The organism is Streptomyces sp. O3 (genome assembly GCF_054788135.1).
Genome location: NZ_JBTVYK010000051.1, coordinates 24,714 through 50,315 on the forward strand (window position 1 = coordinate 24,714; position 25,602 = coordinate 50,315).

Here is a 25,602-nt window from a genome sequence, read left to right on the forward strand (position 1 = left end):
GTGTGCGTCCTGCCGTACGGGAGTTGGGGCGGAACGCGCCACAGGGGTCGCGTGATGCGTCGCATGAGCCGCGTGCCGTCGCGCATGAGGGTGAGAGTCGCACGCGAGGTGGCGTAAAATGCCGCAAGCCGGGCAGTCAGTGAGGGGTCGGGCCCATCAGCAAGAGGGCGGCCGGCTGCAAGGCAGTGGGGAGTGACGTGGTCGTGGGGACGGCGCAACGGCGGGGGTCCGGTGGGCAGCTGTGGGTGGAGGAACCGGCGCGGCGGTACCGGCTGCCCGATCCGGTACGGGACGCGGCCGTGCGGGCGGTGCTCTTCGTCGCGGTGACGCTGATACAGGCGATGGTGGCGTTCCTGTGCACCCTGACCGGGTCCTGGCTGGCGTTCCCGATGGTGCTCGGGACGGTGGTGGCCACCGTGGTGGCCACCTGGGGGGTGCTCGACGTGTGGATCACCCGGCAGGTCTGGAACCAGCGGAACGGCGTGGTGTCGACGCCGAGCAGCTCGGCGCGACGGCTGCGCAAGGAGCGGCGTCGGGCGCGCCGGGCGGCGCGGGCGGCGGCGCGGGCCCGGCCAGTGGGGAACGGTCCGCTGCCGGAGCCTGAGGTGCGGCTGTCCCAGGCCGCGTGAGGTCTGCCCTGGCGGGTACGGTTCCAGCTCCGGCCGGAGCCCAGAGCCCCGGCCGGAGCCCAGAGCCGGGTCAGGCGGGCGCCGGGATGCCGGTGGCGTCGCGCAGGGCCCGGCGGGCGCGCAGGAAGGGGCGGGGGCGGTCGACGCCGAGCACCGCGGTGGTGCGCCCGGCGCGTTCGTAGTGGGCGAGGAAGCTCCCTTCGCTCAGGGAGCCTTCGACGACGCGGACGGTGTCGCCGTCCCGGCGTCCGCCCGCGAACTGGATGCGGGCCCCGTACTGGTCGGACCAGAAGTACGGCACCGTCCGGCACGTCCGCGCGGTCCGTCCGGCCAGCAGGTTGTGTACGGCGACGGCGGGCTGCTCGGTGGCGCTGGTCCAGTGCTCGGCCCGGACGCCGCCGACCCTCGCCACGTCCCCGACGGCGACGACCTGAGGCAGCGCGGTGACGCAGCCGTCGTCGCAGAGCACCCCCCGGTCGACGGCGTCGACCGCGAGCGGCGAGCCGGAGAGCCAGTCGGTGCACGGGACGGCGCCGATGCCGACGATCACCAGGTCGGCCGGGAGCAGGCGGCCGTCGGTGAGCCGGACTCCGGTGACGGTCTCGGCGTGGGCGGCCCCGCCGGGCCGCCCGGCGCGCAGGGCCGCGACGCCCGTACCGCAGATCAGCCGCACGCCGCGGCGTTCGTGCAGGCCCGCGCAGAACGCGGCCATGTCCGGGCCGAGTTGGGGCGTCAGCGGCAGCTCGGCGGCCTCGACGACCGTGACCTGGTGCCCGAGCGCGGCGCAGGAGGACGCGGTCTCGGCGCCGATGAAGCCGCCGCCGACGACCACGATCCGCCGTGGCGGCCCGGCCAGTTCCGCGCGCAGGGCGCGGGCGTCCGCGAGGGTGCGCAGCAGGTGCACCCCGGCGTATCCGGGTCCTGGCAGTGCGCGCGCACGCGCTCCGGTGGCGATCACCACACCGTCGGTGGAGACGGTCCTGCCGTCGGCGAGGAGCACCGTTCGCCCTCGGGTGTCGAGTCCGCGGGCGGGCACGCCGAGCAGCCACTCGGCGTCGAGCTCGGCGGTCTCCTCGGCGTCGCAGAGGGCGAGTTGCCCGTCGTCCACCGGGCCGGTGAGGAACTCCTTGGACAGGGGCGGGCGGTCGTAGGGCCGGTCGGGCTCGGCTCCGACGACCACCAGCCGCCCGTCGAACCCCTGGGCGCGCAGCGCGCGTACCGCGTAGAGCCCGGCGAGCGAGGCGCCGACCACGGTGACGGTCCTCATGCGGCGCTGCCCTCGTCGGCGGCCCGCTGCCGCACCTGGACCATGCCGTCGACGACGAGCACCTGGTAGGTGCGCAGCGCACGGCGGGCGGGCAGGCACAGCGGCATTCCGGTGCGGAGGTCGAATGACGCGGCGTGCAGCGGGCATTCGACCGATGCGCCCTCCAGCCAGCCCTCGGACAGCGAGGCGTCTTGGTGGGTGCAGGTGTCATCGACGGCGAACAGCTCGCCGTCGACATGGAACACGGCGATCGGCGGTGTGGTGTCGATGCGGACGGACTCACCCTCGGGGAGGTCTTGAAGGCGGCAGACGGGTATCACGGGACCCCCTGTTGATGCACGACTGTTCGGTAACATGTTGTTGCGCAGTGCGCGCCTTCGAGCGCTATACGCAACAGAATCCGGGTGGGAAGCGAGCCGCGTCAAGCGCTTCCCGACCATGCGGTCCTGACCTGGGCGTCAGGGGCCGCGAGAGTGCGGCGAGAGTGGAGCCATGACCGGCGAGCGAAGTGAGGACGACGTGAGTGAGCCAAGGCGGGAGGAGCGGCCGCGACAGGAGGAACGGGCGGAACGGCCCGCGGCCCGCGACCGGCCGGGCAAGGCCGGCGTCAGCGCCGTGCAGTCCGTGGACCGCGCCGTGAGCGTCCTGGAGATCCTCGCCGAGCGGGGCGAGGCGGGCGCGCCGGAGATCGCGGACGCGCTGGACGTCCACCGGTCCACGGCGTTCCGGCTGCTCGGGGTGCTGGAGAACCGGGGTCTGGTGACCCAGTCCCCGGACCGCGGCAAGTACTACCTGGGGGCCGGGGTGCTGCGCCTGGCGGGGGCCGCCGCGGTCCGCCTGGACATCTCCCAGGAGGGCGCCCCGGTCTGCCGCGAGCTCGCCGACGAGCTGGGCGAGACCGTCAACATCGCGGTGCTCGACGACGACGCGGCGGTCAACATCATGCAGGCCCGCGGCTCGGCCTCGGTCACCGCGCAGAACTGGCTGGGCCGCCGGACGCCGCTGCACGCCACTTCCAGCGGGAAGGTGCTGCTCGCGCATCTGCCGCCGACCCTGCGGGAGGGCCTGCTGGCCCGTACCCTGCCGCGGTTCACCGACCACACGCTGACCGGCGCCGTCGCGCTGCGCACGGAGCTGGAGGCCGTGGCGCAGCAGGGGTACGCGCTGGCGATGGAGGAGCTGGAGGTGGGGCTCACCGCGGTGGCGGCCCCGGTGCGCGCGCACGACGGCAAGGTGATCGGCGCGATCAGCGTCTCCGGGCCCGTCTACCGGCTGACCGAGGACCGGCTGAACGAGCTGGCCAAGCGCGCGGTCGTGGTGGCGGGGGACCTCTCCCGCCGGATGGGGTACGGCTTCTGACCTGACCTTCCCCTCTTGGCGGGACGGCGCGACCACAGCGCGCGACAGCGGCGCGGGGCCGGGTGAATCCGGCCCCGCGCCGCTGTGCCCAGGGGGTTTTCCGGGCTTGCCGCCACCCTCTTGACGGCGCGATACCGGCGTTCCCACTATGTCTCTCATAGCGCAACGCAGCGTGCAGTGCGCAACATCAGAAGGGTGGGGGACCGTGTCGTACGAGGTCCGTGCTGCCGTCGCCGTGAAAAGGGGTGCGCCCGTCGAGGTGCGGACGATCGTCGTGCCTCGGCCGGGCCCGTCGGAAGTCCTCGTCGCCGTACAGGCCTGCGGGGTCTGCCACACCGATCTGCACTACCGGGAGGGCGCGATCGACGACGGCTTCCCGTTCCTGCTCGGCCATGAGGCGGCCGGCACCGTGGAGGCGGTCGGCCCGGACGTCACCGAGCTCGTGCCCGGCGACTATGTGGTGATCGCCTGGCGTGCCCCCTGCGGCGGCTGCCGTTCCTGCCGCCGCGGCCGCCCCTGGTACTGCTTCGACTCCCGGAACGCCGCGCAGCCGATGACGCTGACGGACGGCACCCCGCTGTCGCCCGCCCTGGGCATCGGCGCCTTCGCCGAGAAGACCCTGGTCGCCGCCGGGCAGGCCGTGAAGGTCGACCCGGCGGCCCGCCCCGAGGCGGCCGGTCTGATCGGCTGCGGTGTGATGGCCGGGTACGGGGCCGCGGTGCACACCGGAGGCGTCGAGCGCGGTGACACCGTCGCCGTCATCGGCTGCGGCGGCGTCGGCGTCGCCGCGATCGCCGGGGCGTCGCTGGCCGGGGCGCGCCGGGTGATCGCCGTGGACATCGACGACGCCAAGCTGAACGGCGCGGAGCGGTTCGGGGCCACGCACACCGTCAACTCCCGTGGCACGGACCCGGTCGCCGCGGTGCGCGAGCTCACCGGCGGCTTCGGGGTCGACGTCGCGATCGACGCGGTGGGCCGCCCGGAGACCTACCGGCAGGCCTTCTCCATGCGCGACCACGCGGGCGTGCTGGTCCAGGTGGGGGTGCCGGACCCGGAAGCGACGATCGAGCTGCCGCTGATCGACCTGTTCTCGCGCGGCGGCGCGCTCAAGTCGTCCTGGTACGGCGACTGTCTGCCCAGCCGGGACTTCCCGGTGCTGATCGACCAGTACCTCAGCGGCCGTCTCGACCTGGGCGGCTTCGTCAGCGAAACGATTCCCCTGGAGCGGGTGGAGGAGGCGTTCGCGGCGATGCAGCGCGGCGAGGTGCTGCGCTCGGTGGTGGTGTTCTAGCCGCCGCCCGGCCCGCCCCCTTTCACCGGATCCACAGCAGCGCAGAGGAGGGACATGTCCAGCACTCCCGCGGCCACCCCCCGTGTGGTGGTCATCGGCGCCGGAATCGTGGGGTGTTCCCTGGCCGACGAGCTCACCGCGCGCGGCTGGAGCGACGTCACCGTCCTGGAGCAGGGCCCGCTGCCCGCGCCCGGCGGCTCTACCTCGCACGCTCCGGGCCTGGTCTTCCGGACCAGCCCGTCCAGGACACTGACCGAGTTCGCCGCGTACACGGTGGCGAAGTTCGGCTCGCTCAGCGTCGACGGCGTGCCCTGCTTCGACCCGGTGGGCGGCCTGGAGCTGGCCACGACGCCGGAGCGCTGGGCCGACCTGCGCCGCAAGGCGGGCCTGGCCGCCTCCTGGGGCGTCGAGGGCGAACTCGTCCCGCCGCGTACCTGCCAGGAGCTGTGGCCGCTGCTCGACGCGTCCAAGGTGCTCGGCGGCTTCCGCACACCGGGCGACGGTCTGGCCCGCGCGGTGCTCGCCTGCCGCGCCCAGCGGGAGCGGGCCGAGCGGCGCGGCGCCCGCTTCCTGGACCGGCACACCGTCACCGGCGTGGAGCGCGAGAACGGCCGGGTCACCGGCGTGGTCACCGACCGGGGCGCCTTCCCGGCCGACCATGTGGTGTCCGCGGCCGGGTTCTGGGGTCCGGTCATCGGCGCGCTGGCCGGGGTCGACGTACCGCTGCTGCCGCTCGCCCACCAGTACGCCAGGACCGCGCCGCTCCCCGGACTCGACCAGCCGCCCGGCGCCGAGGCGTCCCGGCCGATCCTGCGCTTCCAGGACCGCGACCTGTACTTCCGCGAGCACGGCGACCGGCTCGGCATCGGCTCGTACGCCCATCGCCCACTGCCCGTCGACGCGTTCGCGGTGCCCGCCTACGACGACGCCCCGGTGATGCCGTCCGCGTACCCGTTCACCGAGGACGACTTCGCGCCGAGCTGGGACGACTGCGTCTGGCTGATCCCCGCGCTCGGCGGCTCCAAGGTCGAGGAAGGCTTCAACGGCGTGTTCTCCTTCACGCCCGACGGCATGCCGGTGATCGGGGAGTCCGCCGCGCTGCGCGGCTTCTGGCTCGCGGAGGCCGTGTGGGTGACGCACTCGGCGGGCGTGGCGCGGGCCGTGGCCGAGTGGATGACCGCCGGCTCCCCCGGCGTCGACGTCCACGCGTGCGACCTGACCCGCTTCGAGGAGGCCCAGCGCTCCCCCGCCTATGTCGCCGAGCGGGGCGCCCGGCAGTTCGACGAGGTGTACGACGTCATCCATCCGCTCCAGCCGATCGCCGGGCCGCGCCCGCTGCGGGTCAGCCCGTTCTACGCCCGGCAGCGCGAACTCGGCGCGTACTTCCTGGAGGGCGGCGGCTGGGAGCGCCCGCACTGGTACGAGGCGAACGCCCCGCTCACCGACGGCCTCACAGTCCCCGAGCGGGACTCCTGGTCGGCCCGCTACTGGTCGCCGATCGCCGCCGCCGAGGCCAGGGCGACGCGGGAGCGGGTCGCCCTGTACGACATGACGCCGCTCCGACGCCTGGAGGTCGACGGGCCCGGAGCGCTGGCCTTCCTGCAGTACATGACCTCCAACAACGTGGCGAAGCGGCCCGGTTCGGTGACGTACACGCTGCTGCTCGACCCGCGCGGAGGGATACGCTCCGACCTGACCGTCGCCCGGCTCGGCGCGCACCGCTTCCAGGTGGGGGCCAACTCGCCCGCGGACCTGGACTGGCTGCGGCGGCACGCGCCCGACGACGTCACCCTGCGGGACATCACGTCCGGGACCTGCTGCGTCGGGGTGTGGGGCCCGCTGGCCCGTGCCCTCGTACAGCCGCTGACGTCCGACGACTTCTCCCACGAGGCCTTCGGCTACTTCAAGACCCGGCAGACCTACATCGGCGAGGTGCCGGTCACCGCGATGCGGCTGAGCTATGTCGGCGAGCTGGGCTGGGAGCTGTACACCAGCGCCGATCTGGGGCTGCGGCTGTGGGACACGCTGTGGGCCGCGGGCCAGCCGCTCGGGGTGGTCGCGGCCGGGCGCTCGGCGTTCAACAGCCTGCGCCTGGAGAAGGGCTACCGCGCCTGGGGCCACGACATGACCAGCGAGCACACCCCGTACGAGGCGGGCGTCGGCTTCGCCGTCCGGTTCGACCGGGGCGACTTCGTCGGACGCGCCGCCCTCGAACACCGCGCCGCGCCGCGCCGCAAGCTCACCGCGCTCACCCTGGACGACCCCGCGGCGGTGGTCCTCGGCAACGAGCCGGTGTACGCGAACGGCCCGGCCGGCCCGGCCGGTTACGTCACCAGCGCCGTGTACGGCTACACGCTGGGCCGGTGCGTGGCCTACGCCTGGCTGCCGCCGCTCCCGGCGGGAGCGGCGGTGCGCGTCGAGTACTTCGGCGAGCGGCTGCCCGCGACCGTCGCCGACGAACCGCTGTTCGACCCGAAGATGACCCGCATCCTGCGGTGAGCCGCGCCCGGCGCGGACGCACCGCGGCCATCGGAAAGGGGCCCGGATGTCCCCCGCCTACGACGTGATCGTGATCGGCCTCGGCGGCATGGGCAGCGCCGCCGCGCAGCAGCTGTCGGCGCGCGGCGCGCGGGTGCTCGGCCTGGAGAAGTACGGCCCGGTGCACCGCAGGGGCTCCAGCCACGGCGGCTCCCGGATCACCCGCCAGTCGTACTTCGAGGACCCCGCCTATGTGCCGCTGCTGCTGCGCTCCTACGAGCTGTACGCGCGCCTGGAGCGGGATTCCGGGCGGCGGATCGCCACCCTGTGCGGCGGGCTGATGCTCGGCCGCCCCGACAGCCGGGTCGTCGCGGGCTCGCTGCTCTCCGCCGACAAGTGGGGCCTGCCGCACGAGCTGCTGGACGCGCCGGAGATCCGGCGCCGCTTCCCCACCCTCACCCCGGACGACGACGAGGTCGCGCTGTACGAGGCGCGGGCCGGGCTGCTCCGCCCGGAGAACACCGTCGCCGCCCAGCTCCAGCTCGCCGCCCGCGCGGGCGCCGACCTGCGCTTCGACGAGCCGGTCACCCGCTGGGAGCCGTACCGCGACGGCGTCCGGGTGCACACGCCCGACGACAGCTACACCGCGGGCCAGCTGGTGGTCTGTCCAGGTGCGTGGGCGCCCGCGCTGCTCGCCGGTCTTGGGGTGCCGCTCACCGTCGAACGGCAGGTCATGTACTGGTTCCAGCCGACCGGCGGTGTGCGCCCGTACGGCCCCGAACGGCACCCCGTGTACATCTGGGAGGACGCCGCGGGAGTGCAGGTCTACGGGTTCCCGGCGCTCGACGGGCCGGACGGCGGGGCCAAGGTGGCCTTCTTCCGCAAGGGCGCGGTCTGCGCCCCCGAGACGATCGACCGGACCGTACACGAGGACGAGGTGGCGGCGATGGCGGCGCAGGCCCGGCGGCGGCTGCCGTCGCTGCCCGGCGGCTTCCTCCATGCGGCGACCTGCATGTACACCACCACACCCGACCAGCACTTCGTGCTCGCCCGGCATCCGGCGCACCCCGAATCGGTCACCGTGGCCTGCGGGTTCTCCGGACACGGATTCAAGTTCGCGCCGGTCGTCGGGGAGATCCTCGCCGACCTGGCGCTGCGGGGCGCCACCGAGCACCCCATCGAGCTGTTCCACCCGTCCCGGCTCACCACCGCACCCGTCTGAACGATGCGAGAGGCAGCCTCCCATGACCACCACCAGCCCGGTCACCGCCCCGAGTCTGATCGCGACGCTGCCCGGCCGTCACTACACCGACCCGGATGTCTTCCGCCGGGAGCAGGAACGGATCTTCGAGTCGCTGTGGATCTGCGCCGTGCGCGCCGCCGACCTGGACAAGCCCGGCGCGTTCCGCACCGTGCGGATCGGCCGCGAGTCGGTGGTCGTCACCCGTAACCGCGCCGGTGAGCTGCGCGCCTTCCTCAATGTCTGCCGTCACCGCGGCGCCCGGCTCTGTCTGGAGGCGGCCGGTGAGGTGCGGCGGTCGCTGCAGTGCCCGTACCACGCGTGGACGTACGACCTGGACGGGCGGCTCATCGCGGCGCCCAACCTCGCCCGGCTCACCGACATCGACCGCTCGGCGTACGGGCTGCGGCCGGTCCGGCTGCGCGAGTGGCTCGGCTACGGGTGGCTCTGTCTCGCCGACGAGCCGCCGTCCTTCGAGGAGACGGTCATCGGCGCGGCCGCGGAGCGCCTCGGGGACGTCGCCGCCATCGACCGCTACGGGGTGGCCGGGCTCTCCCTGGGCAAGCGGATCAGCTACGACGTCCGGGCCAACTGGAAGCTGATCGTCGAGAACTTCATGGAGTGCTACCACTGCGCCACCATCCATCCCGAACTCACCGACGTCCTGCCGGAGTTCGCGGACGGTCTGGCCGCCCAGTACTTCGTGGGGCACGGCGCCGCGTTCGGCGACGAGGTCAAGGGCTTCACGGTGGACGGGAGCGCGGGCTTCGGGCGGCTCGACGGCATCGACGAGGAACAGGACCGGCGCTACTACGCGCTCACCGTGAAGCCGACGGTCTTTGTGAACCTGGTGCCCGACCATGTGATCCTGCACCGGATGTTCCCGCTCGGCCCGGACCGTACGGTCGTCGAGTGCGACTGGCTGTACGCGCCGGAGGTCGTCGCGTCCGGCGCGGACCTGTCGGCGTCCGTGGAGCTGTTCCACCGGGTCAACTCCCAGGACTTCGACGCCTGTGAGCGCACCCAGCCCGCGATGAGCTCGCGTGGCTACCGGGACGGCGGGGTGCTGGTGCCGTCCGAGCACCACATCGGGGCGTTCCACCAGTGGGTGCGCGAGCGGATCGCGGACGTGGCGGGCGCCCCAGATGTGGCGGGCGCCGCGGGCGAGTCTCCGTTCAGCCCTCCGCCGCCGTCTCTGTCTCCTCCGTCTGCTTCGCTTCCGTCTCCTTCGCTTCCGTCGCCGGACGCTGGTACATCCGGGTCGCCGTGATCTCGCCGTGCACCGTCGGGCCGTCCGGGTCCTGCTCGGGCAGGCCCGGACGCAGGTGCTCCTCCACGCTGATGTACTTCAGGCCCGCCCGCAGGTCCGCGTCATTGCGCAGCCGGATGACCAGCGGGAACTCGGCGAGCGCCGTGGTGTCGAACAGGCCGGTGGTGTAGAGCAGCTGCACGCCCAGCGCGTCGGAGACGGCGCGCTGGAGCTCCAGGAGATAGGTGGCGTTGGCGCGTCCGATGGGGTTGTCCAGGAACAGCGTGCCCGCGTGCCGGTGCTTGTCCCGGCCCCGGTCGTTGCTGCGCAGGGCGGCCATCGTGCAGTACAGGGCGATGGCGGCGGTGAGCAGCTGGCCGCCGGAGAAGACGTCGCCCATCTGGCCGACCGGGACGCGCTCGGCGCGCAGCACGGCGTCCGGCTTGAGGATCTCGACAGCGACACCGCGTGGCTCCAGCGCCGCCTGGACGCCCCTGAGCAGGAGGGACATGCCGTCGCGGCGGCCCTCCCCGTACGCCGTCGCGGACTTCTTCTTCAGGGCCGCGCGGGTGGCGTCGTCGACGACCTCGCCGAGGCGTTCGGTGAGGGTGGCCTGGTCGGGTTCGTCGAAGCGGATGCGCAGGAACTCCTGGCCCGACCACTCGCCGAGGCCCTCGGGGAGCCGGGACAGGCGCTGGGCCGACCGCAGGGTGGCCAGCGCGGACTCCACCAGGCCGCGCAGGCGGTCCACGATGCTGTCGCGGTTGCGCTCCAGCTGCTCCAGCTCGTCGGTGAGGACGCGCAGGCGGGGCGCGAACGCCTCGGCCCACCTGTGGGCGTGCTCGGGCAGGGCGGCGGCGGGCAGTTCGCGGATCTGCTGGCGGGCCGGGGTGCGGACCTGCTCGTACCGGGTGGAGTTGGCGTGCCGGACCAGGACGTCGCCGCTCTCGCGGACCGCCGCGTCGGCGGCGGACAGGTCGGCGGCGCAGCCGCGCAGGGAGCGCCGGGTCTCGGCGGCGGACGTGCGGGCCTCCTCCAGGGTGCCGGGGTAGGGCTCGGGGGCCTCGGGTTCGTCGTGTTCGCCCGCGGGGTGGTCGCGCAGCAGGTCGCGCAGGAGCGCCGCGGTCTCGTCGAAGCCGCCCGCGGCGTCCTCGGCCGCGCGGTGCGCGCGCAGGAGTTCGGCGTGCGCCTCCTGGGCTTGGTGGAGCGCCTCGGTGTGGGCGGCCAGGTCGGCGGTGGCGGTGCGCAGCAGGGTCTGGGCGTGCTCGGCGTCGGCCGGGACCAGGGCGTCCGGCAGTTCGGTGTGCGCCTCGCCGTCATCGGGTGCGTGCCGCTCGGCCTCGCCGCGCAGGCGGCCGAGTTGCTCGCTCGCGGCGGAGGCGCGGGTCTCCAGCATCTGCACCAGGGACTCGGCGCGGGCCGCCGCGGCCTGCCGGGACGGTCCGTCGGCGCCGTCCGGGCCCTCCAGGAGGGTGGCGGCGCGAGTGCGGACCTTGTTGCTGAGGCGGTCGAGCTGGGCGAGCGCGGCGCTCTCGTCGCTCTCGGCGCGGGCCTGTTCGGCGCGCAGGTCGGCGCCGACGCCGACCTTCTCGTACAGCTGGGACGCGGCGCGGTAGGCCTCCCGCAGGGCGGGCAGGGCGACGCGCGGGGCGTCGCCTTCGGCGGCCTCGTGACCGGGTGTCCGCTCGGGGGCGTCCTCGGGGATCTCGTCGGGCGCGCCCGCGATCTCGGCGCGCTCGGCGCGCAGGGCGCGGGCCGTGCGGCGGGCGTCGTCGGCGGCGCGCTGGGCGGCGCGGCGGTCCTCGTCGGCGGCCCTGGCGCGCTCCAGGCAGGCCTGCGCCTTGGCCTCGGACTCGACGGCGTCATCGGCCAGTTCGCGCAGCTTCACCTGCCATCCGGCGCGTTCCCGCAGCCGGAACGCGAGTCCGGCGAGTGCGTCGGCGGCGCGGCGGGCGCGCTGGGCGGCGTCCTGGCGCTCGTCCCGTACGCGCGCGGTGTCGGCGGCGGCCTCGTCGGCCTCGGCGCGTGCGGTGCGGGCCTCGACCAGTTCGGCCTCGGCCTCGTCTGCGAAGGCGCGGGCCGTCTCGGCGGCGGCGGCGAGTTCGGCGAGTCGCCCCGCCGGGCAGCCCGCGCGCCAGGAGGCGAGCCGGGCGGCGAGCTCGCGGTCCTTGCCCAGGCGGGCGGCGAGCGCCCTGATCTCCTCGTCGCGCTGGGTGGCGCGGGCCCGCAGGGCGTGCCGTTCCTCGTCGGCGGCCTGCTCGTCGTGCATGGCCGGGTTCGGCGGTACGAGGAATACTTCCTCACCGCTGCCGTCGTCGGCGCCGGGGCCCGGAGTGGGGGCGAGCAGGGCGGCGGCGGTGCCGACGGCCACCGTGGAGCGGGGCAGCAGCGCGGCGTCGGCCAGCGTCTCGCGGGCGCGGGCGTGCGTCGCGGGGTCGGTGATGACGACGCCGTCGACCAGTTCGGGGCGGGCGGCGAGTACGCGCGCGTGGTCGGCCGGGTCGACGGCCTGGGCGAGGTAGCGCCAGCCGGGGAGCGCGGGGATGCCGTGCTCGCCCAGGTACTCGACGGTGGCGAGCACGTCAGGGCCGGGGGGCAGCAGTCCGCCGTCGCCCAGTGCGCCGAGGATGCGGGCGTCGTCGGCGGCGGCCGTGCGCAGGTCGAAGAGCTGACGCTCGGCGGAGGCGACGCCCTGCTCCAGCAGCTCGCTCAGCTCGTCGGCGTAACGGTCCAGTTCGGCCGCGCTCAGGGGGCCGTCCTCGGCGGTGCGGCGCCCCGCCGCACGACCGACGGGCCGCGCGGCCTCCTGCCCGTCCGTGGCCCGAACGGGCGTGGCGGCCGTAGCGCGGGCGGCCGCGCCGAGCCCCTGGGGTCCCTCCGCCCCGGACACCCCGGCAGCGGCCACCCCATCGGCTGAGCTGTCCGGCCCCGCCTCGCCAGACACAGCGCCCGCGGCACGCCCCCCGGCGTCCGCCGCCCCCGAAACGCCCCCGACGCCCGACCGGACGTCACCTGTCAGACCACCGCCGGGCTCCCCCTCTGTCGGCCCCTGCCCGTCCGCCGGGCCCGCGGCGCGGCCACCGGTACCCGCCACCCCCGGCACGCGCCGGGCACCCGACCGGGCATCGCCCGAGGGGCCAGGCCCCGCGTCGGCCGCAGCGGCGTCGCCGGGCTCGCTCGCTGCCGGGGGCTGGGCGTCCGGCGGGGTGGCGGCGGGGTCGGGGGTGTCCTGGGGGCGGGCTGGCGGCACGATGGGGCCGGGTGTCGGCAGGCTCAGCAGCTCGGCCAGGCGTTCCTCCGCGGCGAGTGCCTCGGCGGTGCGGCGCTCGCCGTCGTGCGCCGCGGAGGCCGCCGCGGCGGCGTCCGCGGCGCGGGCGGCGGTGAGTTCGGCGCGTGCCTCGGCGGCCGCGGTCTCCTTGGCGCGCTCGGCGGCCGCACGGGACGCCTCGCGGGCCGCGTCCCAGGCGGCGACCGCGGTCTTCTCGGCGTCGCTCGCGGCCAGCGCCGCGCGGGCGGGGTCGGCGTCCGGGGCCGCGTCGTCCAGCCACCCGGCGCGCACGGCCTCCGCGGTCTCCTGCTCGACCTCGGCCAGACGCTGGCGCAGATGGCCGCTCTCGCTGCGGGCCCGCTGCGCGTCGGTCGCGGCGACCGTGGCGTCCCGGTGGGCGGCCTCGCCGGTCTCCAGGAGTACCGCGGACCGCTCCTCCTCCTCGTTGGCCAGGCGCTCGCCGTCCGCCGCCGCGGTGTGCAGGGCGCGTACGAGATCGGCGGCGGCCTTCGCGCGGGCGGCCAGGGCGGGCGCGGCGTCCCGCTCGGCCTCGCGGATGGCGGCGGCGACGCGTGCCGAGCGGTCGGCGGCCGCGCGATGCCGCAGCACCGCCTCGGCCGCCTGCCAGGCCGCGTGCAGGGTGCGCGCCTCGGCGAGCTCGCGCTTGTGCGCCGCGGCCGACTTCTCCGCGGCGGACAGCGCCAGGGACGCGTTGCGGTAGGCGAGTTCGGCCGCGATCAGCGCACTGCGGCCGCGGGTCCGCTCGGCCTCGGTGACGGCGTGCGCGGCGGCGGTGACCCGCCCGGCCAGGTCGGCGGCGCTGGCGCGCTCCTGGGCGGCGCGCGCGGAGAGCCTGCGGGACAGCGTGCGGGTGCGCCGCTCGGCGGCGGTGTGCACCTCACGCGCGCGTGCCCGCGTGTCGGACGCCTCCACGATGCGTCCGAGCAGGTCGACCGAGCCCGCCGTGAAGTCGCGCTCGGCGATCAGCTCCGCGCGCCGTCCCAGCTTGGCGCCGAAGCCGCTCACCAGGTCGGCGAGCCCGTCGGTGTCCCGTGTGTCGGTGACGGCGCGCAGCAGCAGGTCGGTGAAGTCGGAGTCCTTCTTGACCGCGAAGAGCCCGGCCGCCTCACCCTCGTCGGCGTTCATCTCGCGCTGGTAGCGGAAGAGTTCGGGGTCCAGACCGAGGTCGCCGAGGTGTTCGTTCCAGCGGTCGTGGATCTCCTCCCAGTGCACCTCCAGGTGGGGGTAGGTCTTGCCCGCCTCGGTCAGCGCGTCCCGGAATCCCTTCATGGTGCGACGGCGGCCCCGCGCCCCCGACGCGCCCTCGGCCACCGGACGTACCGCCGTGGACTCGGCCACCGGCAGGTTGTCCAGGCTCATTCCGGGGCCGGGGCGCAGCGAGTACCAGGCCTCGGCGAACTTCCGCGGGTCGCCCGACACCTGCCGTCCGCGCCACTCGCTCACCTTGCCGACGACCACGCACTCGCCGGTCTGGGTGTGCTGCCATTCCAGGGCCACATGCCCGCAGTCGTCGGCGAGCAGGAACTTGCGCAGCACTCCGGAGCTGGCGCCGCCGAGGGTGTTGCGGTGGCCGGGCAGCATCACCGAGAAGATCAGCTTGAGCAGGACCGACTTGCCGCCGCCGTTCTCCAGGAAGAGCACTCCGGCGGGGGCCGGGCGGCGCGGCGGCCCGGTGGGCTCGTCCTCGAAGAACTCCGCCTGGGTGGGGGCGGGGTTCGGCACGGCCGGGCCCACTCCGCGCAGGTCGAGCACGGTGTCGGCGTAGCGGGCGCCGGCTGGGCCGATGGAGTAGAGGCGGACCCGGGACAGCTCGTACATGGCGGGGACTCTCGTCGTCAGTCTGAGGGGGGTAAGCGTGTGCGGGGGCCTGGGCTCAGGGCTGTGGGGCGGCGTGGAAGGGGAGCCCTGCGCCGGGGGCCAGCTCCAGGTCCTCGCCGTCGTCGGCGGGGATGAGGCTCGCGGTGCCGTCGGTGACCGGCACGACGCCCAGGTCGAGCAGTTCGGACAGGGCGGCGCTGCCCGCCATGTCGCGCACCTGGAGCTGGTAGCGGGCGGTGGTGCGGTACGTGCCTCCGGAGTCGTCGCCGGTGCGCTGCAGGAACCCGGAGTCGGTGAGGAAGGCGGCGGCCTTGCCGACGATGCCGGTGGTGGAACCGGCGAGGCGGCGCGCGTCCTTGGTGGCGCCGGTGGCGGTGCGCCGGGCCCAGATCCGCCAGGCCGCCTCCAGGCCGGGGGCGTTTGTGGCGGGGTCGGTGTTCTCGCCCTGTTCCTCGGCGCGTTCTTCCAGGCGGCGGCAGGCCTGGCGGACGAACGCGTCGACGCCGTTGACCGTGACGCGTCCGATGTATCCGTCGTCGGCGAGGTCTTCGGGGCGTGGGAAGGCCATGGCGGCGATCGCGAGGTGGGCGAGGCCGTGCAGGAAACGGTCGCCCGCGTCGGACGAGGCGCGCCGGGCGTAGTCGCCCATGCGGACGGCGAACACGGAGTCCTCGGCGGCGGTCACGGCCATCCCCGCGCGCGGTGACACCTCCAGGACGACGAGTCCGAGACCGGTGGCCACGGCGTCCGCGAGCCGGGCGAAGGGCGGGTCGTCGCGGTAGCGGCGGAGCAGCTCGGTGTACTCGGCGTCGCGGGCGGGCGTCAGCTTGGGCTGGAGCCCGAAGGACACCAGCCGCGCGGCGTCGGCGGCGTCGGCGGGGGTCACCGCTACGGGCGCGGGGCGGGCCTCTGGCTCACTCCACGCGGCGGTGTCTGCGTGGTGGTCGGTCACGGGTGTGCTCCTAGCTGGGGGTCGCCGTTCAGCCCGTCCGGCGTGTGAGGACCGGGGGTCCAGGGGCTGAGTCCCCGGCTTCGGGAAGGGGCGGGACTGGGGAAAACAACCATCACGCGGCCTCCGTACGGTCCGCGGCCATGCCGACGGCGTCGAGCAGGGCGGTGCCGACGATCAGGTCGGCGCCGCCGAACTCCGGGTCGTCCAGCTCGGTGCCGTCGTCCACGGCGAACAGCAGCCGCTGCTCTCCCTGGCGGTAGGCGGTGCCGACCGGCGGGCTGGCGGCGTGCACGGCCAGCAGGGCGACGAGGTAGGGCAGTTCGGGGTCCCGGCGGCGGGCTTCGGCGAGCAGCCCGGACAGCCGGCGCGGCGCGTCGTGCTCCAGGTCGAGCAGTTCCATGGCGTCGGCCAGCTGGCGTTCGCTGAACCTGCTGTCGTCCGGGGTGGCGATCAGGTCGGGTTCGGGCATCTCGGCGCCCAGGTGCTCGCGCTCCACCGGGGGTGTGAGCAGCATCTCGACGAGGTCGCCGACGCGCACCGACGTCGGGGTGCGCGGCCCGGTGCCGCGCGCGAAGAACGCGTCCGTGACCCGGCTCGCCCGCTCCACCGGGAGCGGCAGTGCGGGGGCGACCAGCTGGCCGTACAGGTCGAGGCCCGAGCGGGCGGCGGGGGTGGCGAAGGCCTGCCGGTCCTGCTCGGCGCGGAACAGCGGTCCCGCCTCCAGGAGCCGGGACTGCAGCTGGGTGTGGCGGCGGATGCAGTCCTTGACGATGTCGACGAGTTCGGCGGCGCGCCGCTTGTGCTCGGCGGTCTTGGGGTCGGCGCCGGTGTCGGCCTCGTCCCTGGCCTTGCGGATGTTGGTCAGGATGGCGTTCTCGTGGCGGTACCGGTCGGCGACGTGGTCGAGCGCCTCGTCGATCATGTCGGGAACGGCCTGGAGCCAGTCCACCGCCCGGACGTTGCGCCGGGTGGCGTCCAGGGCGCGGCGCAGCGACTCGGAGTACTGCACGGTGCGGTAGCGGGCCTGCTCGGCGGCGAGCTGCGCGTCGGCGAGGCGGCCGCGGCTGATCAGCACCTCCAGCTTGACCTCGGCCGCGATCTGGGCGCTGGTGACGTCCGTGTCCAGCGCGCCCACCAGGACGTTGACCGCTTCGTCCGTGGTGCGCAGATAGACACCGCCGCCGTAGCCGGGCACTTCCTCGATGAGTTTGAAGTCGTAGTCGCGGCGGACGTACGAGCCGTCGGGGGCGAAGGTGCCGTACACGGCGCGGAAGCCGCGGTCGGCGCTGCCGACGTTGATCAGGTTCTCCAGGACCCAGCGGGCCACCCGCTCGTGTTCGGCGGCGGGGCGCTGGGGCGCCTGGGCGGCGACGCGCGGGACGAGCCTGGTCACGATCTGTTCGTGGTCGGCGCCGGTGTCGAAGTCCATGTTCAGCGTGACCAGGTCGATGGCGGAGAGCGCGACCTCCGCCATCGCGTACACCGAGTAGGCGCCGGCCAGGTTGGCCTTGCGTACGTCGAGGTCGTGCAGCGGCGCTGTGCAGGCGAGGGCGCGCAGCCGCCGGGCCAGGCCCTCGTCGGCGGCCGGGCCCGGAGCGACACTTTTGGCCGGGGCAGGTGCAGTCACGTCGGAAAGGTTATGCGGTCACACTGACAACAGCCGAAACGGCGCAGGTGGCGGCCCCTGCGGGCGGTGCCGTACACCCGCCGGAGGGGTCTCACACGGCGGGCGCGTCGGGTCCGATCCGGCTGCGTACCGCCGTCTGTACCTCGTCTTCTTCGGCCGGGTCGGCGGCGAGCCTGCGGAGCTGGTCGACCACGCGCATGTCACCGGTCTCGGCGTGCCGGGCGGCGACCTCGCGGGTGGACTCCTCGCAGTCCCACAGGCATTCGACGGCGAAGCCCGCGGCGAAGGAGCGGTCGGTGGCGGCCAGGGCGCGGGCGGTCCGGCCGCGCAGCTGGGAGGAGGCGGTCTCGCGGTAGACGTGGCGCAGTACGGGGGCCGCGCAGGAGATGCCGAGCCGTCCCGCGCCGTCGACCAGGGTCCACAGCGTCGGCGCGTCGGGGCCTTCGCCGCGTACCGCCTCGCGCAGCGCCGCGAGTACGAGGGGCGCGTCGTCGGCGCCGCCTCGGCAGGCGAGCACCCGGCCCGCGGCGGCGCCGAGCGCGTCGGGCCGGTGCACCCAGCCACGCGCGCGGTCCACGGCGGCGTCGCTCTGCATCCGCTCGAAGGCGTCCAGCGCGGCGTCCACGACCGTACGGCCGCCGTCGGCCATGGCGGCGTCGACCAGGTCGAGCACGGCGGTGTCGCGCGCGTCCGCGAGGTAGCGCAGTGCCGTGCTGCGCGCCCCGTCGCCGCCCGCGCGGGCGGTCGCGAGGATCTCCGCGCGGTCGTCGGGTCCGGCGACCGCGGCCAGACATCGGGCCGCGGGCACATGCCGTCCGGCGCCCCGTTCGACGGCTTCTTCGGCCCAGTCGAAGACGGCGCGTACGCTCCAGCCGGGGCCGGGGCCCGACGACCGGAGCTGCCGCTGCCACTGGTCGAACGAGCCGCGCTCGCGCGCCGCCCTGACCCTGCTGGCCACGGCCTCGCGCGGGTCGTCGGCCCACAGCCGCCACGGTCGTGGTTCAAAGGCGTCGCGGATGGCGGCCGCGAGCTCGGCCTCGCCTTCGGGGGTGCGCGGGAACCTGGCCAGGACCGGTTCGGCCAGCGTGCGCAGGCCCGCGTCCTCGTCGCGCAGGGCCAGCTCGTCCAGGGCCCAGGCCCAGCCGGTGCCGCTCGCGGCGTACCTGCGCAGCAGGGCCAGCGCGTCGCCCCTGCCGTAGGAGGCGAGGTGGCCGAGTACGGCGAGGGCGAGTCCGGTGCGTGACTCGTCGGTGTCGACCACGTCGGCGCCGCAGAACAGGTGCCGCTCGATCTCGTCGAGTCCGCCGTGCAGGTCGAGGTAGAGCCGGGCGTAGTAGAGCGAGCGGTTCTCCACCTGCCAGTCGTGGCGTGGATCGCTCAGCACGCAGTGGTTGAGTGCCGCGAGCGCCTCGGCGCGGGGTGCCGTGAGAGCGTGCAGGGTGCCGTCGCCGCGGCCCCGCTGGAGCAGGCCGAGCAGGGTTCCGCTGGGCGCTATGACCGTGTCGAACATGGGAAAAGCCTCACATCAAGCTGTCGACGCAACAGGGGATCACGCACTACCTGGCCGCGTGACAACACGTACGGCTACCCGTCGTCTCTTGCTTGCTGTAGACCATCTTCCTCTGCCTCTCGTCGGTGGCCCGATACGGGCCTCACGGTCCGCGTGGTGCAGCGTCTGCCCAGCCATCCCGTCCGTGAATCACGACGTCATGATGGCCCAGCCGTTCCGGCTGCCGCGACCAGATTTCTGTGGCTCCCCCCGTTCTGTCCCCCTGCCGACCCGCTGTCGGCCCGCTGCCGGTCGCCCCTGTTCCCCCGTGGGGCCGTCACTCGGCGCCGAACAGCTCCAGCAGTTCCGTCTTCTGGAACATCCGGGCCGTGTCGACGGCGGACGGTGTCCCGGCGGCCGGGTCGGCGCCGTGCGCGAGGAGCGTCCGGACGACGGCGTCCTCGCCCTTGAAGACCGCTCCGGCCAGCGGCGTCTGGCCGCGGTCGTTGATCTTGTCGGCGTCGCCGCCGCGCTCCAGGAGGGCACGGACCGCGTCCGCGTGACCGTGGTAGGCGGCGAGCATCACCAGGGAGTCGCCCCGGTCGTTGGTGAGGTTCACCGGCACGCCCGCGTCGACGTACGCGGCGAGTGCCTCGGTCTCGCCCTGGCGCGCCAGATCGAAGATCTTCGTGGCGAGCTCCACGACCTCCGGATCGGGGGCTTCGGTCATCACGGGACCGCCTTTCGCTGCATGGGTCTCTCGCTGCATGGGTGGGGTACGCCTCATCCGCCTGATCGGCCGTACGAGTGAATCGACAGCGTACTGCCCGCCAGGGCACATGACGGAGCTCGCCCGAGGCATAGATCACCCCAGGATCACCCGGCGGGCCGCCTGACGCGTCCGGGCGGAGGCTCACGTTCCGCCATCGAGGCAGAACTTTCCGCAATTCACCCATTTGCACCTTTTGTCGTATGGATACATGCTGTGAACCTGGAAGCACTCATGGTGACTGTCCCATCAACCAGGAGAACCACTCATGATCCTGTCCATCTCAGGCGTCGTGCTGCTCGGAGTCATCGTCTTCCTCTTCTTCCGCAAGGACGGACTGAAGGCCTCGCACGCGCTGGTCTGCGCCCTCTTCGGCTTCTATCTCGCGGGCACCGCGATCGCGCCGAGCATCACGGCCGGCGGTGCGAGCCTGGCCAGCCTGCTCGGCGGGATCAAGCTCTGACCCCGGCTGACTACCTCAGGAGACAGACGTGGCCAGGCGACCGCTCCCCCACATTCTGACCAGCCCCGCCGCCTCGATCGCCCGCGGCAAGGCGTCGTTCGCCCGCGGCAGGGCGTCGTTCGCCCGCAGCCGGGAGCTGGCCAGGACGGCCGCCGACAACGCCACCGACGTGCTCCACCCGCTGATCACCATCAGCAGGGGACTCGGCCGACTGGCCGCAGCCGGCCGGCACCGGTGGACCGCGACGCCCAAGGACCGGCGCGGTCCGCTGCTGTTTCTGGTGGCCGCGTGCGTCCTGGTCGTGGCGCTGATGCCGTACGGGCCGCTGGTGGCCCTGATCTCCCTGATGGCGGCGGCCGCCTGGACCGGCCGGGACCGCACCCCACCGGTCCCGGAAGGTCCGGACGACGCCCAGCGGCAGCGGCTGCAGGCGCTCTACGAGGCGCTGGTGCCGTACTTCTCGGCGGCCGACGATCCCAGCCCCCTCTACGCCCACGGCGGGGACTGGGGCCAGGGCATCGTCAGCCACGAGTTCGACGACAGCGGGCGCGTCGCACGCCTGGTGCTGCGCTATCCGGCGTACTTCACGGACGGCGAGGCCGCGTCGCGGGCGCGGATCGAGCATGTGCTGCACGCCAAGGCGGGGCGCGGACGGGAATACCACTTCGCCTGGGACGAGGAGGGCAACCAGCTCACGGTGACCGTGCTGGACCCGCTGCCCACCGACATCGCGGCCCAGCGGTTCGTCACGGCCCCCGGCGAGACGGTGCTCGGCTGCACCGACGAGACCACCGTGCGACGCACCCTGCCGGTGACCGGCGGCGACGAGCCGCGCGATGTGCCGCCCGTCGTCTGGCGGACGGGGGCACGCTCCACCGAGCCGCATCTCCTGGTCGTCGGCCAGCCGGGCAGCGGCACCACCACGCTGGTCCGGTCCGTCGCCCTCCAGGCCCTGCTGCACGGCGACGTGCTGATCGTCGAGGGCGGCGGCGCCGGCGAGTACGCCTGTCTCACCGGCCGGGACGGCGTGCTGGCCCTGGAGTGCGGTCTTGCCGGGGCGCTGGCCACGCTGGAGTGGGCGGCGCACGAGACTGAGCGGCGGCTGATCGCGGCGGGCCGCGCGCGGCAGGCGGGACACCCGCCGCCCGATGACACCCGGCGGCCGCTGTGGCTGCTGCTGGACCGCCCCAGCGTGCTGGCGCAGCTGGCCGCGGCGGAAGGTCAGCGGGATCCGCAGGAGCTGCTTCAGGTTCCGCTCCGGCACGGCCGGGCGGCGAATGTGACGGTCGTGGTGGCCGACCAGTTCGACTGCCTGGACGCCCTGAGCGATCCCGTACGGCAGCACACCCGCGCGCGCGTGGTGCTCGGCGCCGCCGCACCGGAGCAGTTGGCGGAGGTGCTCGGGGCGCCGCCGTCCACCACGCCCATCGCGGACGCGCCTGAGGGCCGGGGCTACGCCCGGCTCGGCACCGGCCCGGTGCACCGGCTTCAGGTGCCCGCGACGCCTGACCCGTACGACGACGCGACCAGCGAGGCGCACCGGCAGGCGGTCCTGGACCTGCTGCCGCCGCGCACCGACTCCCTCGACGCCGCCCAGGCCAGCGGGCCGCCCGAGACCGCGCCCGCCGCCGTGGTCCTCACCAAGGCCGACGCCGTCCCCGTCGCCGAGAACGCGCCGGCTCCGGCGGCCGAGAGCTGAGGACCTCGTACTCGGGCTCGTGCCCGGTGCGGCGAGAGTGCGCCCGCCGCGCCAGCGGCTGATGTCACCGTGGCGTCGCGCAGCTGGCGGGAGTTTGAAGACAGGGCCTAGGCCACGAACATCCGCGGCTGTTCCGTCCCGCCGCCCGCGCCGGTTCGCACCAGCTGGACGGCGGCCGCGAGCCGTGCCGCCGCCTCGTCGGCGAGCGCGCCCCCTACCGTGAACGGCAGCCGTACATAGCCCTCGAACGCGCCGTCCACACCGAACCGGGGCCCGGACGGCACCCGTACCCCCACCCGCTCGCCGACCTCGGCGAGCCGCGAGCCGGAGAGCCCGCCCGCACGCGCCCACAGCGTGAGACCGCCCGCCGGTACCTCGAACTCCCAGTCGGGGAGTTCCCGGCGCACGGCGGAGACCAGCGCGTCGCGGTTCTCCCTGGCCTGCGCCCTGCGCACCTCCACGGCCTGCTCCCAGCCTCCCGTGCCGAGCAGCCAGCTCAGCGCGAGCTGCTCCAGGACCGGGGTGCCCAGGTCGGCGTACGCGCGCGCCGCGACCAGGCTGCGGATCACGTCGGGGGCGGCCCGCACCCAGCCGATCCGCATCCCCGCCCAGAACGCCTTGCTCGCGGAGCCGACCGTGATGACCGTGGAGCCGCCGGGGTCGAAGGCGCACACCGGGCGCGGCATCTCACGGTCGGCGTCGAGACACAGCTCCGACATCGTCTCGTCGGCGACCAGGACCGTGCCCGCCGAGCGCGCGGCGTCCACCAGACGGCGCCGCTGTTCGTCGTCGGGCAGGGCGCCGGTGGGGTTGTGGAAGTCGGCGACGACGTAGGCGAGGCGCGGCGCGGCGTCCCGCAGCACCTGGCGCCAGCGGTCCATGTCCCAGCCCGCGATGCCGTCCGCCATCGCGACCGGCACCAGCCGGGCCCCGGCCTCGCGCATCAGCTGCAGGATGTTCGCGTACGACGGCGACTCCACGGCGATGCGCTCGCCGCGGCCGCCGAAGAGGTGGCAGATGGCGTCGATGGCGCCCATCGCCCCGGTGGTGACCATGATCTGTTCGGGCATGGTCGGGATGCCGCGCGCGGTGTAGCGGTCGGCGAGCATCTGGCGCAGCGCGGGCAGCCCTGCCGGGTAGTCGCCGTGGGTGTGGGCGTACGGCGGGAGCTCCTCGAGCGCGCCCTGCACGGAGCGGGTCAGCCATGGCTCGGGGGCCGGCAGCGCGGCGCAGCCGAGGTCGATCATGGAGCCGAGCGCCTCGGGCGGCAGCGGCTCAAGGCCGCGTGCGGGCAGCGGGTTGCCCGCGGGGACGGCGGTCCAGCTGCCCGCCCCTCTGCGGGACTCCAGGAAACCCTCGCCGCGCAGCGCCTCGTAGGCGGCGGCGACGGTGGTGCGGCTGACGTTCAGCGCCTGTGCCAGCTCGCGTTCGGCGGGCAGCCGGGCGGCCACCGGGACCCGGCCCTCCAGGACCAGCAGCCGGATGCCGTCGGCCAGGGACCGGTACGCGGGCGGGCGGCGGGTGCCCGCGCCCGCGGGGCGCTCCTGCTGGGAACCGATCAGCCGGGCGAGCTGAGTGGAGCCCACCGCCGAAGTCCACTGGGCCATACAGACCAGTCCACCTTCCTCGAATTGGCCATAGTTGGCATCGCGCTACAAGCCACAGAGTGTCACGGGTCAGGCCACTACCACCACCGGGGGGCACAACTTGTCCGGATCAGCCACACTCACGGTTCCGCGGACCCAGTCCCCGCGCAGGCTGCTCGCGCGCAGACTGCTCCAGCTGTACGTCGGGCTGGTGCTGTACGGCGCGAGTTCGGCGCTGCTGGTCCGCTCGGGGCTGGGTCTTGAGCCGTGGAACGTGCTGCACCAGGGTCTGGCGGAGCTGACCGGACTCAGCATGGGCGTCGTGCTGACCATCCTGGGCGCGGCGGTGCTGCTGCTGTGGATACCGCTGCGGCAGCGTCCGGGCCTCGGCACGGTCTCCAACGTCCTCGTGATCGGCATGGCCATGGACGCCTCGCTCGCGGTCCTGCCGGAGGTCCACGGCCTGGCGGTACGGGTTCCCCTGCTGGTCGTCGGGATCGTGCTGCACGGGGCGGCGACCGGCATGTACATCTCCGCCCGCTTCGGCCCCGGCCCGCGGGACGGCCTGATGACCGGCCTGCACCGGATCACCGGGCGCTCGATCCGGCTGGTGCGCACCACCGTCGAGGTCACCGTGGTCGCCGTCGGCTTCGCCCTCGGCGGCACGGTGGGGCTCGGCACCGTCGCCTACGCGCTGGCGATCGGCCCGCTCGCGCAGTACTTCCTGCGACTGTTCGCCGTCCCTTCGCCGTCCGGCGGCGGCACGGTGGTCGCCGGTGCGCCACGCGAGCGGGCGATACTTCCCCGGTGAGCATCCCCGTACGACATCCCTATCTCGACATGCCGGGCCCGCTCGCCTTCGCCCACCGGGGCGGGGCGGCGGACGGTCTGGAGAACACCGCGGCCGCGTTCCGGCGGGCGGTCGGCTCCGGGTACCGCTACCTGGAGACCGATGTGCACGCCACGGCCGACGGGCGGCTGGTGGCCTTCCATGACGCGACCCTGGACCGGGTGACGGACAGCGGGGGCAGGATCGCGGACCTGCCGTGGAGCGTCGTGCGCCACGCGCGCGTGGCGGGCGTCGAGCCGGTGCCGCTCCTTGAGGAGCTCCTGGAGGAGTTCCCCGGCGCGCGCTGGAACGTGGACCTCAAGACGGAGGCCGCCCTGATGCCGCTGCTCGACCTCGTCCGGCGCACCGGGGCCTGGGGCCGGGTGTGCGTCGGCTCGTTCTCCGAACGCCGGGTGGCGCGCGCCCAGCGCCTGGCGGGCCCGCGCCTGGCGACGTCGCTCGGCACGCGTGGCGTGTGCGGACTGCGGCTGCGTTCGTTCGGCGTCCCGGCGATGCCACGGCGGTCGGCGGTGTGCGCCCAGGTGCCGGAGGTCCGTTCGGGGGTGCGGGTCGTCGACCGCCGGTTCGTGCGGGCCGCGCACGCGCGCGGACTCCAGGTCCATGTGTGGACGGTGAACGACCGCGAGCGGATGAACGCCCTGCTCGACCTCGGCGTGGACGGAATCGTGACCGACGCGATCGAAACACTCGCCGAAGTGCTCACAGAGCGAGGAGCCTGGGTCTGAGTGAGCCCGTCGGGCGATCGTCCCCGCGCGGATTTAGCCGTTCAGGCCGAAGGCCGGTAGTGTACGCCTTTGACTTGCCGGGCGGACCGTTACTGCGCGCTGAAGAGAGAGAACCCCTGGGTGACATCTCCTGCTAGATGTGACAAACCGGGCGCTGGTGGGTACAACAAGGGGCGGCTACGACGGCGACGCATGACCCGGAACGGGAATCTTTACCGCCGACCGGACGTTGACCGGATGACGACGACAGCGACACCTGTCCTGTGGGCGACAAGCCCGGGAGGCACGATTCATGAGTGAGCGAGCTCTTCGCGGCACGCGCCTCGTAGTGACCAGCTACGAGACCGACCGCGGCATCGACCTGGCCCCGCGCCAGGCCGTGGAGTACGCATGCGACAACGGCCATCGTTTTGAGATGCCGTTCTCGGTGGAGGCGGAGATCCCGCCGGAGTGGGAGTGCAAGGTCTGCGGGGCCCAGGCACTCCTGGTGGATGGCGACGGGCCCGAAGAGAAGAAGGGCAAGCCCGCGCGTACGCACTGGGACATGCTCATGGAGCGGCGCACCCGCGAGGAGCTGGAGGAGGTCCTGGCCGAGCGCCTGGCCATCCTGCGCTCCGGAGCCATGAACATCGCCGTGCACCCGCGGGACAACAGCCGCAAGTCCGCCTGACTCCGCGTACCGCGGCGTTCAGGGGCGAGCAGCGAGCGCACGACAGGCCGTGGGGGGGGGCCCCCCCGGGGGGGGCCCCCCCCCCCGGGTGGGGGGGGGGGGCCCGGGGGGGTCCCCGTGATGCCACGCGGGAGCCCCCCGGGGGCCCGCGC

General features: G+C 74.3%; 19 protein-coding genes. 11 read left to right on the forward strand and 8 right to left on the reverse strand.

The genetic code is table 11. The features are described 5' to 3' along the window. Positions 1-185: 185 nt before the first annotated feature. The gene (locus ACX6XY_RS23415; RefSeq protein ID WP_460334148.1) at positions 186-629 is read left to right on the forward strand and encodes a hypothetical protein; all 444 of its coding nucleotides are present in this window, start codon (positions 186-188) and stop codon (positions 627-629) included. 70 nt (positions 630-699) lie between these two features. Here the strand turns inward: ACX6XY_RS23415 and ACX6XY_RS23420 are convergent, their stop codons facing one another. Beyond that, a complete protein-coding gene (locus ACX6XY_RS23420; RefSeq protein WP_460334151.1) occupies positions 700-1,896 on the reverse strand; it encodes an NAD(P)/FAD-dependent oxidoreductase in 1,197 nt (398 codons plus the stop codon). Beyond that, on the reverse strand, positions 1,893-2,216 hold the full coding sequence (locus ACX6XY_RS23425; RefSeq protein ID WP_460334154.1) for a bifunctional 3-phenylpropionate/cinnamic acid dioxygenase ferredoxin subunit: 324 nt from the start codon (positions 2,214-2,216) through the stop codon (positions 1,893-1,895). Before ACX6XY_RS23425 ends, ACX6XY_RS23420 begins: the two co-directional genes overlap by 4 nt. A 295-nt stretch (positions 2,217-2,511) precedes the next feature. Between ACX6XY_RS23425 and ACX6XY_RS23430 the strand changes: the two genes are divergently transcribed. The 5 genes from ACX6XY_RS23430 to ACX6XY_RS23450 all read left to right on the forward strand — a co-directional run bounded on the left by ACX6XY_RS23430 (position 2,512) and on the right by ACX6XY_RS23450 (position 9,534). Continuing rightward, entirely contained in the window at positions 2,512-3,255 is a 744-nt protein-coding gene (locus ACX6XY_RS23430; RefSeq protein WP_460334196.1) for an IclR family transcriptional regulator, read from the forward strand. Between the two features lie 205 nt (positions 3,256-3,460). Next, positions 3,461-4,546 (forward strand): S-(hydroxymethyl)mycothiol dehydrogenase, encoded by a 1,086-nt coding sequence (locus ACX6XY_RS23435; RefSeq protein WP_460334157.1) that lies wholly within the window; start codon positions 3,461-3,463, stop codon positions 4,544-4,546. Positions 4,547-4,600: 54 nt separating this feature from the next. After that, positions 4,601-7,045: a GcvT family protein gene (locus tag ACX6XY_RS23440; RefSeq protein ID WP_460334160.1), complete on the forward strand. Its 2,445-nt coding sequence runs from the start codon at positions 4,601-4,603 to the stop codon at positions 7,043-7,045. Between the two features lie 46 nt (positions 7,046-7,091). Further along, a complete protein-coding gene (solA, locus tag ACX6XY_RS23445) occupies positions 7,092-8,246 on the forward strand; it encodes an N-methyl-L-tryptophan oxidase (protein WP_460334163.1) in 1,155 nt (384 codons plus the stop codon). A 22-nt stretch (positions 8,247-8,268) separates the two neighbouring features. Next, positions 8,269-9,534, forward strand: coding sequence for an aromatic ring-hydroxylating oxygenase subunit alpha (locus ACX6XY_RS23450; protein ID WP_460334166.1), 1,266 nt, complete (start codon positions 8,269-8,271; stop codon positions 9,532-9,534). On the opposite strand, the gene ACX6XY_RS23455 is transcribed toward ACX6XY_RS23450, so the two are convergent. The 5 genes from ACX6XY_RS23455 to ACX6XY_RS23475 form a co-directional block, all read right to left on the reverse strand. Further along, the gene (locus tag ACX6XY_RS23455; protein WP_460334169.1) at positions 9,440-14,620 is read right to left on the reverse strand and encodes a hypothetical protein; all 5,181 of its coding nucleotides are present in this window, start codon (positions 14,618-14,620) and stop codon (positions 9,440-9,442) included. The two genes, ACX6XY_RS23450 and ACX6XY_RS23455, sit on opposite strands and share 95 nt — an antisense overlap. Before the next feature lie 55 nt (positions 14,621-14,675). Further along, on the reverse strand, positions 14,676-15,572 hold the full coding sequence (locus ACX6XY_RS23460; protein ID WP_460334172.1) for a hypothetical protein: 897 nt from the start codon (positions 15,570-15,572) through the stop codon (positions 14,676-14,678). A 112-nt stretch (positions 15,573-15,684) separates the two neighbouring features. After that, positions 15,685-17,199, reverse strand: a complete 1,515-nt coding sequence (locus ACX6XY_RS23465) for a hypothetical protein (RefSeq protein WP_460334174.1) — start codon at positions 17,197-17,199, stop codon at positions 15,685-15,687. A 91-nt stretch (positions 17,200-17,290) separates the two neighbouring features. Then, positions 17,291-18,709 carry a HEAT repeat domain-containing protein gene (locus ACX6XY_RS23470; protein WP_460334176.1) on the reverse strand — a complete coding sequence of 473 codons (1,419 nt, stop codon included), beginning with the start codon at positions 18,707-18,709 and terminating at the stop codon, positions 17,291-17,293. 316 nt (positions 18,710-19,025) lie between these two features. After that, a complete protein-coding gene (locus ACX6XY_RS23475; RefSeq protein WP_460334179.1) occupies positions 19,026-19,418 on the reverse strand; it encodes an ankyrin repeat domain-containing protein in 393 nt (130 codons plus the stop codon). Positions 19,419-19,725: 307 nt separating this feature from the next. Between ACX6XY_RS23475 and ACX6XY_RS23480 the strand changes: the two genes are divergently transcribed. Beyond that, entirely contained in the window at positions 19,726-19,920 is a 195-nt protein-coding gene (locus ACX6XY_RS23480; RefSeq protein WP_460334181.1) for a hypothetical protein, read from the forward strand. Positions 19,921-19,948: 28 nt separating this feature from the next. Then, positions 19,949-21,619: a hypothetical protein gene (locus ACX6XY_RS23485; RefSeq protein WP_460334184.1), complete on the forward strand. Its 1,671-nt coding sequence runs from the start codon at positions 19,949-19,951 to the stop codon at positions 21,617-21,619. Positions 21,620-21,726: 107 nt separating this feature from the next. Here ACX6XY_RS23485 and ACX6XY_RS23490 read toward each other — a convergent pair whose 3' ends face one another. After that, the gene (locus tag ACX6XY_RS23490) at positions 21,727-23,226 is read right to left on the reverse strand and encodes an SCO1417 family PLP biosynthesis transcription factor (protein WP_460334187.1); all 1,500 of its coding nucleotides are present in this window, start codon (positions 23,224-23,226) and stop codon (positions 21,727-21,729) included. 100 nt (positions 23,227-23,326) lie between these two features. On the opposite strand from ACX6XY_RS23490, the gene yczE reads away from it, so the two are divergent. The 3 genes from yczE (at position 23,327) to ACX6XY_RS23505 (ending at position 25,450) form a co-directional block, all read left to right on the forward strand. Further along, on the forward strand, positions 23,327-24,016 hold the full coding sequence (gene yczE, locus ACX6XY_RS23495) for a membrane protein YczE (RefSeq protein ID WP_460334190.1): 690 nt from the start codon (positions 23,327-23,329) through the stop codon (positions 24,014-24,016). A gap of 29 nt (positions 24,017-24,045) precedes the next feature. Then, the gene (locus ACX6XY_RS23500; protein ID WP_460334199.1) at positions 24,046-24,780 is read left to right on the forward strand and encodes a glycerophosphodiester phosphodiesterase family protein; all 735 of its coding nucleotides are present in this window, start codon (positions 24,046-24,048) and stop codon (positions 24,778-24,780) included. A 292-nt stretch (positions 24,781-25,072) separates the two neighbouring features. After that, positions 25,073-25,450 (forward strand): RNA polymerase-binding protein RbpA, encoded by a 378-nt coding sequence (locus ACX6XY_RS23505; RefSeq protein WP_460334193.1) that lies wholly within the window; start codon positions 25,073-25,075, stop codon positions 25,448-25,450. Positions 25,451-25,602: the final 152 nt, after the last annotated feature.